Raw genomic sequence first — 12533 nt, forward strand, 5'->3', positions numbered from 1 at the left:
GCCATGGGTGTGCGTGAGGTCGACGACGGGGTGATCGTGCTGTTCGGCGGGCGCAGCGAGATGGGACTCGAGGTCGTCCGCCGGATCTGCGTGGATCGCGAGGTCGTGCTCGCGGCGCGGCGCAGCGATCGGCTGGGGGAGGAGACCGCGATGCTGCGCGCGGCGGGAGCCGCTGCGGTTCACGCGGTGGAGTTCGACGCCGACGACCTGTCCGGCCATCAGCCGCTGCTGGAGAAACTGACCGCCGACCACGGCCGTATCGGGGTCGCCATTCTGGCCTTCGGGATACTGGGCGATCAGGCCCGCGCCGAACAGGATCCGGCCGCGGCGGTCGCGGTGCTGCACACCGACTTCGTCGCGCAGGTGAGCCTGCTGACGGTACTGGCGAATCTGCTGCGCGCCCAGGGCGGTGGCCAGCTGGTGGTGTTCGGTTCGGTTGCCGGGGTGCGGGTGCGGCGTGCCAACTATGTCTACGGTTCGGGCAAGGCGGGGCTGGACGGATTCGCCTCGGGACTGTCGGACGCGTTGCACGGCAGTGGCGTTCATCTGTTGCTCGTCCGGCCGGGTTTCGTGATCGGGCGGATGACCGAGGGAATGAGCCCGGCGCCGCTGTCGAGTACACCGCAGCAGGTGGCCGACGCGGTGGTCACCGCCTTGCATCGGCACGCGGGCGAAGTCTGGGTACCGCGCACCCTGCGATTCGCCTTCGCGGTGGCCCGATGGGTGCCACGGGCCGTCTGGCGCCGGATGCCCCGCTGATGCGCACGTCCACACCGGCTGCGCGGCAGCCCCGCTACGCTTCGAGCGCGGCAGTGCCGTTGCCGGGTCGCGCGGCAGTGCCGTTGCCCGCTTGCGCGGCAGTGCCGTTGCCCGCTTGCGCGGCAGTGCCGTTGCCCGCTTGCGCGGCAGTGCCGTTGCCCGCTTGCGCGGCAGTGCCGTTGCCGGGTTGCGCGGCAGCGGTCTGCCTGTCTGCGCGGCAGTCCCGGGACGGCGTCCGGTGACGGTATGACAGGCGAAAAACACACTCCCGCAGCGGGAGACACGCAGGACACACCGGACAGCGATCGCCTGATCGCGGTGGTGGGCATCGGCGCCGACGGCTGGCCGGGGTTGAGCCCGCTCGTGCGCGCCGAGATCGCCGCGGCCCAGGTGCTTTTCGGATCGCGCCGCCAGCTGGATCTGATCCCCGCCCACGCGAGCACCGCGCAGCGCCGGGCCTGGCCTACACCGCTGCTGCCCGCGCTGCCGGAACTGCTGGCCGCACATCACGATTCGCGGATCTGCGTACTCGCCAGCGGTGATCCCATGTTCTACGGCATCGGCGTCACGCTGGCGAAACTGCTGGGCCCGCAAGCTATCCGGGTCTATCCGCAGCCGTCGTCTGCCACGTTGGCCTGTGCGCGACTGGGCTGGGCCAGTGCGCACACACCGGTGGTGAGCATCGTCGGCCGCCCCCTCGAAACAGTTCTGCCGGAACTCGCCGACGGCCGGCGGTTGCTGGTGCTCAGCGCCGACGAACATTCTCCGGCGCGGGTGGCGGAACTGTTGCGGTGCAATGGTTTCGGTGAATCGCGAGTGACCGTGCTGGAGCAACTCGGTGGTCCCGGCGAACGGATCGTCGCCGCCACGGCGGCGCAGTGGTCGCGGCCGCCCGGGGACCCGTTGAACCTCGTCGCCGTCGAGGCCGTCCATGATCCGGCCGCGCCCCGGTTCACCCGGCTTCCAGGACTGCCCGATGCCTCCTACGGCGGCGACGGGCAGCTGACGAAGGCGGAGGTCCGCACCCTGTCGATCGCCGCGCTCGCCCCCGCGCCCGGCGAATTGCTGTGGGATGTGGGCGGCGGGTCGGGCACCATCGCCATCGAATGGTGCCGGACCCATCCCGACTGCCGCGCAATCACATTCGAGCGCAGCGCGGCGCGGCGCGGCCAGATCGCCGCCAACGCCGCGGCGCTCGGAGTGCCCGCGATCGTCGTGCGCGGCGAGGCGCCCGCCGATCTGCCCGCGTCCGGCGATCCGGCGCCGGACGCGGTCTTCCTCGGCGGCGGCCTCACTCAGGACGGACTGTTCACGACATGTTGGGACCGGCTGCGGCCGGGTGGACGGCTGGTCGCCAACGCCGTGACCGCCGAATCCGAGGCGCTGCTGCTGCGCTGGGCCGCGACGTATGGCGGTGAACTGCGGAAATTCCAGATCTACCGGGGCGAGCCGCTCGGCGGATTCACGGCCTGGCGCCCACATCTTCCGGTCGCGCAGTGGATCGCAACGAAGCCGATCGCTCAGTCCGTATCGCCCGAGTAGCGACACGCGGGCAGCCGGTCAGTGTTGGGAGCCTGCCGGTATCGGTGCGTCGGCTGTGGCGACTCGCGGCGACCGTGCACGGACCCGGGCGACTACGGGTTCATTCCGGCTCTCAGCGCGGCCGCGCGCAGGGCAGGCATCTCGGCCTCGATCGGTGAGGGCGCCGATCGGTGGCGGGCGGCCCACCGTGCCGACGCCGCGGTCGTGTTTCCCGTGGGCCCTCGAGCTGACCCGCTCGTACCCACCGACGGAGGCGCCGAGGCCATCCTCATCCCAAGGTTTCCGACAACGGGTTTCGAGCTTCGGCAAGCGTGCGGTAGTCCTCGAGGATGCGGCGAATGGAGGGCGTCACGCGCAGGTCGCTGCCCAGTGGCGCCCAGGTGTAGGCGCTGTGGGCGGACAGACGGATGGGGTACGTGGCGGCCACGTCGACGGCGAAGTGCAGGCGTCGGACCGGTTTTCCGCCGGGCGAGAGATAGTCGAAAGAGCCTACGTGGCAACGGATTCGGGTGACGATCAGCCCGGTCTCGGTGGCGACTCCGCGCGCCACGGCCGCGTCCAGCGGTTCGCCGGCTTCGACGGTGGTGCCGGGGAGTTTGAGGGTGGCCTTGATGGGGCCGCTGTCGTCACGTTCCAGCAGCAGAACCTCCCCGCCGCGATCGATGATCGTGCCGATTCGTAGTGCGACACCCTCCTTTTCCGCGCTCTCGTACAGTTCGTCGAGCATGGATGTAGAGATCATCCGACTCACCAACCCTTGATCGGTGCACCACACGGGCACTACAGAGACGACCCATTATTAAGGTAGACCGGAAACGGTGTGCGAGGGGCGGATTCGATCGCCTTGATGTGTCACGGCCGAACCGTTCGCGTGGTCGGTGTCTCGGGTGCTCTCGGGTTACTGTCCGACTGGCCACGGGGCGGTGCCGACCGGGAGTAAGCCGGTGAAAATGACGGATTCGATCGACCATCGAACCGACGTCGAATTATGACGGTTTGCTTACCGGTGGCGCCGCGTCCCCACATCACGCGGCGGTCGTGGCCAGAATCTCGGTATGCGGATTCTGCTGACCGGAGCGGCCGGGTTTATCGGATCTCATGTGTGGCGCGCGCTGACCGATGCGGGGCACGAGGTGGTGGCGGTAGATGCGATGCTCACCGCGGCGCACGGCGTCGAAGCCCGGTCGCCGGAGGGGCTGCATCGCGTCGACGTGCGCGACGAGGACGCGCTCGACCGCTTGCTGCCGGGAATCGATGTGGTGTGCCATCAGGCCGCGGTCGTGGGTGCGGGGGTGACTGCGCAGGATGCGCCCGCCTACGCCAGTCACAACGATCTGGGAACGGCGGTACTGCTGGCCGCGATGGATCGGGCCGGTTGCCGCAGGCTGGTGCTGGCATCGTCGATGGTGGTCTACGGCGAAGGGCGTTATCGCACAGCCGATTCCGTGGCGGTGGCGCCGTTGCCACGTCGCCGCGCAGATCTCGAGCGTGGCGTATTCGACCACACCCACCCTGACACCGGTGCGCCACTGCAGTGGGCGCCGGTGTCGGAGGATGCGGCGCTGGACCCGCGCAGCCTGTATGCCGCCAGTAAGCTCGCGCAGGAGAACTATGCCGCGGCGTGGGCCACGGCCACCAGCTCGACGGTGACCGCGCTTCGCTACCACAATGTCTACGGCCCCGAGATGCCCAGGGATACACCGTATTCGGGTGTGGCCGCGATTTTCCGATCGGCGCTCGAGACGGGGGCGGCGCCGCGCGTATTCGAGGACGGTGCCCAGATGCGTGACTTCGTGCACGTTACCGATATCGCCGACGCCAACCTGCGGGCCGTGGAACAGCCGTTGGACCGGTTCACGGCGCTGAATATCGCGTCGGGACATCCGATCAGCATCGGCGCGGTGGCCGCGATCCTCGCCCGTGCAAAGGGCGGTCCCGAGCCGGTCGTGACCGGCGAGTTCCGGCCGGGCGATGTGCGGCATATCGTCGCGGGACCGGATCGGGCACGCGAACTGCTGGGCTTCACCGCGGCCATCGATCCCACGCAGGGGCTCACCGACTTCGCCACCGCTCCGTTGCGGGCCGCGGCCGGTACGGGGGCGCCGCAGTGGCGGCACTGACGAGCGGCGGCACTGACGAGCGGTCGGCGACGATCAGGACGGTGAGATCGACAACCCGCGGTCGCGACCGGGCCGCGGCACCGCGGCAGGGTCGGCGCCGTCGAGCAGTGGTAGCCGAATGTCGAAGCGGGCGCCTCGTTCCCGGTTGGACGCGCTGATCTCGCCGTGGTGGACAGACACCAGACCGGCGGCGATCGCCAGGCCCATACCGCTACCTCCGCCCTCGGCCGCCGGTGGGCGCGCGGCGGTGCCGCGATACCCGGCCTCGAAGATGCGGGGGAGATCCGCCTCGGCGATGCCTGGGCCACTGTCATCGATGTGCACCCAGGCGTCGGCGTGCGCGGCCTCGGCCGAGATGTCGATGCGCCCGCCCGGCGGGGTGTGCGCGATCGCATTGGCCACGAGGTTGGTCAGCGCCCGGGTCAGCGCCTGATCACTGCCGGCCACCGTGATCGACGAGTTCGGTTGCCGGGCAGTCAGTTTCACTCCCGCACGCCCGGCGGCCGGCTCGTTGGCGGCGACCACCTCGTCGATGAGTTCGCGCAGATCGAGTGGTTCCAGGTGCAGGCGCAGCGCTCCCGCGTTGATCTTCGACATTTCGAACAGGTCGTCGACCATGCCCGACAATCGCGTGGTCTCGCGCACGACCTGCCTGCCGTAGCGCTCGACATCTCCGGCCTGCGCGACCACGCCGTCGGCGAGCGCCTCGCCCATCGCCCGGATCCCGGCCAGCGGCGTGCGCAGATCGTGGCTGACCCAGGCCACCAGTTCGCGCCGTGACGCCTCGGCGGCGCGCTCCTGATCGAGCATCTGTTTCTCCCAGACCAGCTGCCGTGCCTGTGCCCGGCCCAAGACGACCGCCGCGGGCACGGTCACCGCCGTGACCACGACGAGGACCACCGACATCGTGGCCAGCGCGTCGCTGAACATCAGGCCGCTGACCGCGATGAAACCGCTGAGGGTGGCCAGCGTCGGAATCAACACCAGAATCACCATCGACACCCCGAGTGCCCGATTGCGAAAGGCACGCAGCAGCACCGCTCCGAACGCGACGACCGGCACCGACCCGGCCAGCGCCCATCCGATCAGTCCCGCAACATCATTGGGCACGATCGACTCCAGTCCCGGTACCCCAGGCGTAACCCCGCCCCCACACCGTTTCGATCCGGTGGGTATCGCCGAGTTTGGCACGCAAGCGTTTGACATGCACCGTCACCGTCGACTGGTCGCCGAAATCCCAGCCCCACACCTGCGCGAGCAGTTCCGTCCGGCTGAACACGCGCCGCTGATTGGCCAGCAGGAAACACAACAGGTCGAATTCGCGTGCCGTCAGCGATACCGGCCGACCGGCGATATCCACCGTCCGCGCCGCCGGCCGCAGACGGATCTCGCCGCTGCGCAACACGCCGGCTGTCGGCGCCGGTCCGTGGGTGCGGCGCAGCACCGACGCCACCCGCAGCGCCAACTCCCGCGGACTGAACGGCTTCGTCAGGTAATCGTCGGCGCCCGCTGTCAGCCCAAGCACGCGGTCCTCCTCCTCACCGAGGGCCGTGAGCATGATGATCGGTGTCTCGGGACGCTCGCCCTCGCGCACCGACCGGCACAACTCGATGCCGTCGGGCGCGGGCATCATCACATCGAGAACGGCCAGATCGATGTCACCGCCGTCGAGGGCGCGTTCCGCCTGCACCCCGTCGGCGGCCTCGGTGACCTCCATGCCGTCGCGTTCGAGGTAGCGGCGAACCACCTCACGCACTACGGGGTCGTCATCGGCGATCAGGATGCGCACCGCGGCTCACCAATTCGTGAGGACGACGTGGGCGAGCACCAGGGTGCCGACGGCCTGAACGGTCAGCCAGGCGCGCGCGGTGTGCGCGGGCAGGAAGGCGGTTGCGCCGATCACCCAGATGTCGAACGGCAGCCAGATCCGCTCGGTCTCCGCCTTGCTCAGGCCGCTGAGATCGGCGAGCAGAAGACCGGTCGATGCGGCCAGGGCCAGTAGCGCCGCCGGGTCCGCGCGGACACGCCAGCGCGCGAACGCCGCGGCGGGGGCGGCGCGGATCTGCGCCGGTGCGGGAAGATGCAGCGCACCCGGAAGCCGATGCAGGGCCGCCGCGGACGCCAATCCGACCGCGCACACCGTCGCCGCCAGATTTCCCCAGATCCAGTAGGACACGGGACGTGTCGTCGCGATGCCCTGGTAGTAGCGTTGCACCACCAGGTGATATCCCTCCAGCCACCAGAAGCCGGACAGCGTGAAGGCGACGACGACTGCCAGCACGCCCAGCGCCGCGGGCCACACCGCTCGCACACCGCGCAGTAGCGCCACCGCCGCGGCCGGGACGGCCATCAGGACCAGTCCGTAGTTGAGATAGATGCCGAATCCGAACAGCACGCCGGAGACGAACAGGATCAGCGGACGTGGCCGCGCGCCGCCCAGTCCGACCGCGAGCGCGGCCACCGCCCAGGCGACCACACCGGCGAAGAACGCGTCCGCCGAGACCGCCAGCCAGATCGCCGCGGGCGCGAGCGCGAGATATGGGGCGGCCGCCCGCCCCCTGCTCTCGGCGCCCAATGCCCGCATCGCCACCAGCACGGCCATCGACGCGCTGCACCCGACCAGCACGCACAGCGTGGAAGCCCAGACGCCGCCGCCCAACCCGATCCGATCCAGCCACACGAACACCAGCAGTGCGCCCGGTGGATGGCCGGACACGTGTGTGGTCCACGAATCGGGCTGGTAATCCAGGATCCGGCCGGCGAATCCGCGCAGCATCGCCGGAATGTCGTGCACTCCGCCGACCTCGTGCAGATACTCGTGTGTCGTCGTGAGCCGGCCGGCGAATCCGCGCTGCCACCCGTCGATCATGGCGAGGAAGAACGCCCACGCCAGTGCGGTCATCCAAGTGGCCGGCAGCAGCCGTCGCCAGGTGAGCGTGGCGGCGAGCCGGGGGCCGTAGAGCACCACGGCGACGGCGATCACGATCGCGGGACCCGTACCCCATCCGATATGCGGAAGCCAGGAGCCGAAGATCGGCGCGGCCGCGGCGTAGAGCGAATCGCGATAGTGCGGTGTGCTGATCCTCGGCACGAGGAAGGCGGCGGCCACCAGGATCGTCGCTGCCACCGCGCAGCCGATATCGGCGCGCACGCCCGATACTCGCCGTGTCTGCGATGCGGTGCTGCTGCGGGTATCGCTCACTCGTTCACCGTAGGGTCCGTCGGTGCGACGCGACGCCGACGCGATCGTGCCGTCATACTTTCGTCACCTGTGTCACCAGCAATTTTTCGTCCGATCGGCCTTACGGTCGACAGGTGACCCCAGTCGAAGGCAGTCGAGAGCTGACCGTGGTGATTCCCTGCCGGAACGAGGCCGACGCGCTACCGGGCGTCCTGGCGGCGGTCCCCGCGGAGTATCGGGTCGTCGTCGTGGACAACGGATCGACCGATGACACGGCCGCGGTGGCGCGTGCGGCGGGCGCGACGGTGGTCGTCGAATCCGTCCCGGGTTACGGCAGTGCGGTCCAGGCCGGGATCGCGGCCGCGACAACCGAATTGGTGGCGGTGCTCGACGGCGACGGGTCGATGGCGCCCGACGAATTACCGCTGCTGGTGGCCGAATTGGGCCCCGACGTGGCTATGGTGGCCGGGCGCCGCCGCCCGGTCCGGGGCGCCTGGCCGTGGCATGCGCGCCTGGGAAATTGGCTGCTGGCACTCTGGTTGCGGCGGCATTACGGGCTGCCGGTGCACGATCTGGCCGCGATGCGCGTGATTCGCCGCTGCGAGCTGGTGGCACTGGGCCCGCTGCATCCGCGGTCGGGATATCCGCTGGCGCTGCTGGCCGGGGCGGCACGCGCCGGCTGGCAGGTGGTCGAACACGATGTCACCTACCGGCCGCGCACCCATGGTGTGTCGAAAGTGTCCGGTTCGGTAATCGGGACGGTGCGTGCCGCCCGCGACTTCTGGAGTGTGCGATGACTGTGCTGCCATTGACGCTGCTGGTGGTGGCGAAGGCGCCGGTCGCCGGATTCGCCAAGACCCGGCTGACCCCGCCGTTGGCTCCGGCCGAGGCCGCGGATCTGGCCGCCGCCGCGCTCCTGGACACCTTGGCCGCGGTGCGCGACTGCGGCGCGGACCGAGGTGTGGTTGCCTGGACCGGCGACCTGGAGCGAGCCTGCCGTGCACGCGAAATAGGTTCGGCCCTGCGCGATTTCGATGTGATCCGGCAGCGTGGTGACGGTTTCGGTGTGCGCCTGGCGAATGCGCACGCTGATGCGGCTCGACTCGGATTGCCTGTTCTGCAGATCGGGATGGACACCCCGCAGGCCGGGCCGGCGCTGCTGGCCGAATGCGGGGCTCGGCTGCTGGCAGGCCCGGATGCGGTGCTGGGGCCGGCGGCCGACGGTGGCTGGTGGGCGCTGGGGCTCTGTGACGTGCGCCCGGCGCGAGTTCTCGCGGAGGTGCCGATGTCCACCGATCGAACCGGTGCGCTGACCCGAGAGGCATTGCTGCGCAACGGTTGCCGCGTCGAGATGCTGCGTGAACTCAACGATGTCGACCTGTATTCCGATATCGCCGAGGTCGCAGCGGGCTGTCAGGGGCTGTTCGCGGCGGCGGCCGGATCGCTGACAGCGGCTCCGCGCACATGAGTATCGAGCGCGGCCTGCCTCACCCGCCGTATCTGGCATAAACCTGTTCGCACGCGGTGATGATTCGTTCGACCTGCTCGGCGGTGAGTGCGGCGTGCAGCGACAGCCGGATCAGGGACCTGCCCGGAGGGGTGGCGGGCGGACAGAACGGCGCGCCGAGGACACCGTGTGCTTCCAGGATCGACCGCACCGCGCGACCGTCGGCTTCGGTTCCGGCGGGAACAGCGACGATGTGGCTGTCGACTCCCGCCATGTCGAATCCTATGCGGGCGAGCGCGTTTCGGACGGTGTGGGCGATCTCGCGGAGCCGGGCGCGGCGTCCGTCCTCGGCCCGGATCAGCTCCAGAGTGGCGGACAACCCGGCGATGTCGTGGGATCGCAGGCCCGAGGAGAAGATCGCGGGGTAGGACACCGACTCGAAATAGGGTGCGAACTCGGGGTCGAGTGCGGTCACCAGCCCGGCCCGGCCGATGAACGCCTTGGCCAGGCTCGCGGTGCGAAACGGCACGCGTCGGGTGAGTCCGAGCGCGACCACGGCACCCGCACCGTGCGGGCCGACGACGCCCAGGGAGTGCGATTCGTCGACGACGAGAATGGAGCCGGACTCGTCGGCGACGTCGCACAGTGCGGTCAGCGGGCTGGGTGTGCCGGTGGTGTTGTCGATTGCGTCGACGGCGATGATGCCTGGGCCGTAGGCGCGAATCTGCGCTGCCAGCCGGGCGGGGTCGTTGTGCCCGAAGATGTGCAGCGGCGCGGCCGCGGCGAGGGCCGCCTGCCGCCAGGACATGTGCGTGTTCTCCCCGACATGTATCGGAACGCCCGGCGCCGCGATGGCTTGTAACAACCCGATATTGGCCGCCCAGCCGGATTGGCACAGCACCGCCGAAGCGCTGTGGGTGTAGCCGGCCAGGCGGCGCGCCAGAGGACCGGTCTCGGGCTCGCTCGGGGTGAGCAGCGCCTCGCTCATGGCGGCTGTGATCCGCCGGTCGCGGGAGAGCGCCAGGTAGTCGCTCGTCGAGAGCCCGATGTCTGTGGCGGCCGTGCCGGGGCCGCGAAGAAACATCCGGGCCTCTCGCATCTGCGCCGCGTCGCCGCGGCCGATATGTTGCTGCACGCGCTCGGCGACTGTTGCCACCTCGGTCTCCTCGGTAGGTCGCGCTCGTCGGTGTGATTCGCCTGCCTGGTCGGCGCCCGCCGCCACAGCCTGGTGAGCAGGCGCCCCGAAGATCATCGCGCACTCCGAGGGGGAGGTGCCCCGCGATGCGATGACGAAACAATGACGTCATGATCTCGTCTCGTCGGGCCCGTTTCGCGTGATGCGGGGTGTCGAGGGCGCGGAGCCCCTCGGGCCGAGCCACATCCGCGGATGGAACTCGGCCCGACGACAGAGCGGCCTCCACTCGATGCATCGCATCGTCGAGAGCATGGTTCGGTCTGCAGGCGCCTCAGCCCGCACTCGGCCTACAGACGCAACCCGTAACCGTGACCAGCTGCTCGCGGTGGCGACCCGCATGTTCGCCTCGGGTGAGTCCGAGGCGTCGCTGCGTGCGATCGCGCGCGAGGCCGGCGTCGGCATCGGCACGCTCTATCGGCACTTCCCGACCCGCGAGTCGCTGGTCGACGCGGTCTACCGGGACCAGGTCGTGCGGCTGACGGCCGAAGCCCGCGAACTGCTCGGCCGACTGGCCCCGGCCGCGGCGATGCGGCAGTGGATGGACTTGTTCGGGGACTGGATCGCGACCAAGAACGGGATGCTCGACACGCTGGTGTCGATAATCGAGACAGGTGAGATCGCCCATGCGCAGACCCGAACCGAGCTACCGGCGGCCATCACCATGATCCTCGACGTCGGGCACGCGGCGGGCGACCATCGCTCCGACGCCACCGCCGAAGACATCGCCGCCATGCTCGTCGGAATCTTCACCGTCGCCCCGCGGCCCGCCCAGGAAGCCGTGGCGAGCCGCCTGCTGGACCTTCTGATGGACGGCCTCCGGCCATGATGTTCGTATCCGAATGACCGCCGATCGGGTGACGCGGGTGGAGGGGCTCTGGAATCGGTCGGGATCGCCCCGGCCACAACCCATCTCGGCGTGGACTGGTACCTCGGTCGTCTCCGGAGCCGGTGGAGAACTGTCGGTTGTTGTGGTGGCTCAGTGGCGCGGCGTCGAGGTTTCCACTGGCGGTCGGCCGGGGCGGGGTCGGCGTCAGACTGGACGACGAGACCGCTGTTCGCGCTCGCCGCACAGCCAGTGGGTCAATGCTTCATAGACTGCCTCGTGGTTGAGTAGCGTGAAATGATTCGCCCCGGACAGGTGCAGGCCATTGTCGTCGTCGAAACCGATGCGGCGGGCGCGATTCCGGCCCGAACCGCTCGTAGTCAGCACCAGACCGTCTCCGATGACATGGCCCAGGGGATTGTGCGGGCTGCGGGTTATGGTCGCGGTGACGAAGTAGTGATCGGCGCCTTCGAGGAGCGGGATTTCGCGGATCGCGCGGCGCCGCAACGCATCCGCGTTGAGATCGTCCCAGTCCTGATCGACCAGTGAACCATGGCGCAGATCTCGGATGCCCGCACTGCGGCGGCGCAGCAGTCGTCCGAAGGGGCGGGTCTCCGGGACGCGGACCAGTGCTGCGGCGAGGTAATGGACGACTTGCTCGAGCGGCGCACCCAGATGAGGTGACCCGAGACAGACCACCTGGCGCACGTGCCCTACCCAGGAACGTCGGTCCTCGGCGGCGTCGAAACACGCGCCACGGGCGATGAGCCCGCCCATCGAATGGCCGACCAGCGACAACTGTTCGATCTCCACCGGCCAGTGCTCGACGAGGCGCTGTAACAGCTCGTTCAGTTGCTGGGCGTTCTCGGAAATGTGCAGACCGCTGTTGTATCGCACCTGAAGGGATGTGCAGCCGAGATCGGCCTCGAGTCGTTCGGCGTAGGTCGGTCTGCCGCCGAGACGCCAAGCGTGTTCGGTCTCCGCCAAGCCGTGCAGGAAGATCACGACTCTACCGCTCGGGTTCGTGATGTGCTTCGCGAGCCGTTCCGGCGCCACCGGTTCGCCATCGGACCGAAATGTCATGGGCGAGGTAAGGATCGGCCGCTCCTGTGCGAGAGTGTCGCCGATCAAGGCCTGTAGGGCGGCGAGGAAGCCGGAGCCGAAAACCGTACGCGACGGGGCGGGTACCTCGGAGAACGCCGCGGCATGCTCGACCAGCATGCCCGCCGACACCGCGGAACCGCGGAGGATCCGGTACGCGGTGTCGGCGATGGTGTCGTGTACCACCTGCGCCGGCCGTGCGGCCGGGCCGACCCCGAGCCGCACGGCCGCGAAGACATGATCGGAGATGGCGCGATGCACCGCGGCAACGCCGGCGACAGCACCGCCTAGTTCATCGCCGGCCAACCGGGCGAGCGCCTCGATCTCCGCCTGCTGCCGATCGCTCACCCATTCAGTGTACGGCT

12 protein-coding genes are annotated in these 12533 nt (G+C 69.4%); 6 read left to right on the top strand and 6 right to left on the bottom strand.

Features of this window, described 5'->3' with window-relative positions; genetic code table 11:
• The first annotated feature begins 3 nt into the window (after nucleotides 1–3).
• Both C5E41_RS03940 and cbiE read left to right on the top strand, forming a co-directional pair.
• On the top strand, nucleotides 4–759 hold the full coding sequence (locus C5E41_RS03940) for an SDR family NAD(P)-dependent oxidoreductase (protein WP_181063087.1): 756 nt from the start codon (nucleotides 4–6) through the stop codon (nucleotides 757–759).
• A gap of 246 nt (nucleotides 760–1005) precedes the next feature.
• On the top strand, nucleotides 1006–2301 hold the full coding sequence (cbiE, locus tag C5E41_RS03945) for a precorrin-6y C5,15-methyltransferase (decarboxylating) subunit CbiE (RefSeq protein ID WP_104374436.1): 1296 nt from the start codon (nucleotides 1006–1008) through the stop codon (nucleotides 2299–2301).
• 268 nt (nucleotides 2302–2569) lie between these two features.
• Here cbiE and C5E41_RS03950 read toward each other — a convergent pair whose 3' ends face one another.
• Nucleotides 2570–3043 carry an NUDIX hydrolase gene (locus C5E41_RS03950; RefSeq protein ID WP_104374437.1) on the bottom strand — a complete coding sequence of 158 codons (474 nt, stop codon included), beginning with the start codon at nucleotides 3041–3043 and terminating at the stop codon, nucleotides 2570–2572.
• A gap of 313 nt (nucleotides 3044–3356) precedes the next feature.
• On the opposite strand from C5E41_RS03950, the gene C5E41_RS03955 reads away from it, so the two are divergent.
• On the top strand, nucleotides 3357–4421 hold the full coding sequence (locus tag C5E41_RS03955; protein ID WP_104374438.1) for an NAD-dependent epimerase/dehydratase family protein: 1065 nt from the start codon (nucleotides 3357–3359) through the stop codon (nucleotides 4419–4421).
• A 33-nt stretch (nucleotides 4422–4454) separates the two neighbouring features.
• Here the strand turns inward: C5E41_RS03955 and C5E41_RS03960 are convergent, their stop codons facing one another.
• The 3 genes from C5E41_RS03960 to C5E41_RS03970 are packed head-to-tail and all read right to left on the bottom strand — an operon-like array spanning nucleotide 4455 to nucleotide 7572.
• Entirely contained in the window at nucleotides 4455–5531 is a 1077-nt protein-coding gene (locus tag C5E41_RS03960) for a sensor histidine kinase (RefSeq protein WP_258080720.1), read from the bottom strand.
• On the bottom strand, nucleotides 5521–6210 hold the full coding sequence (locus tag C5E41_RS03965; RefSeq protein WP_104374440.1) for a response regulator transcription factor: 690 nt from the start codon (nucleotides 6208–6210) through the stop codon (nucleotides 5521–5523). The genes C5E41_RS03960 and C5E41_RS03965 overlap by 11 nt, the downstream gene beginning before the upstream one ends.
• A 6-nt stretch (nucleotides 6211–6216) precedes the next feature.
• The gene (locus C5E41_RS03970) at nucleotides 6217–7572 is read right to left on the bottom strand and encodes a hypothetical protein (RefSeq protein ID WP_104374551.1); all 1356 of its coding nucleotides are present in this window, start codon (nucleotides 7570–7572) and stop codon (nucleotides 6217–6219) included.
• A gap of 164 nt (nucleotides 7573–7736) precedes the next feature.
• On the opposite strand from C5E41_RS03970, the gene C5E41_RS03975 reads away from it, so the two are divergent.
• Together C5E41_RS03975 and C5E41_RS03980 are read left to right on the top strand one after the other, a co-directional pair.
• Nucleotides 7737–8399 (top strand): glycosyltransferase family 2 protein, encoded by a 663-nt coding sequence (locus C5E41_RS03975; RefSeq protein WP_104374441.1) that lies wholly within the window; start codon nucleotides 7737–7739, stop codon nucleotides 8397–8399.
• The gene (locus tag C5E41_RS03980) at nucleotides 8396–9070 is read left to right on the top strand and encodes a TIGR04282 family arsenosugar biosynthesis glycosyltransferase (protein WP_104374442.1); all 675 of its coding nucleotides are present in this window, start codon (nucleotides 8396–8398) and stop codon (nucleotides 9068–9070) included. Before C5E41_RS03975 ends, C5E41_RS03980 begins: the two co-directional genes overlap by 4 nt.
• A 19-nt stretch (nucleotides 9071–9089) precedes the next feature.
• Here the strand turns inward: C5E41_RS03980 and C5E41_RS03985 are convergent, their stop codons facing one another.
• The gene (locus C5E41_RS03985; RefSeq protein ID WP_181063088.1) at nucleotides 9090–10205 is read right to left on the bottom strand and encodes an aminotransferase class I/II-fold pyridoxal phosphate-dependent enzyme; all 1116 of its coding nucleotides are present in this window, start codon (nucleotides 10203–10205) and stop codon (nucleotides 9090–9092) included.
• 289 nt (nucleotides 10206–10494) lie between these two features.
• On the opposite strand from C5E41_RS03985, the gene C5E41_RS03990 reads away from it, so the two are divergent.
• Complete coding sequence (locus C5E41_RS03990) at nucleotides 10495–11070, top strand: TetR/AcrR family transcriptional regulator (RefSeq protein ID WP_104374552.1); 576 nt, start codon at nucleotides 10495–10497, stop codon at nucleotides 11068–11070.
• 204 nt (nucleotides 11071–11274) lie between these two features.
• Here the strand turns inward: C5E41_RS03990 and C5E41_RS03995 are convergent, their stop codons facing one another.
• Nucleotides 11275–12516 (bottom strand): esterase/lipase family protein, encoded by a 1242-nt coding sequence (locus C5E41_RS03995; protein WP_104374444.1) that lies wholly within the window; start codon nucleotides 12514–12516, stop codon nucleotides 11275–11277.
• Between the last annotated feature and the right edge of the window lie 17 nt (nucleotides 12517–12533).

It is taken from the genome of Nocardia nova (genome assembly GCF_002933465.1).
Lineage (GTDB): Bacteria > Actinomycetota > Actinomycetes > Mycobacteriales > Mycobacteriaceae > Nocardia > Nocardia nova_B.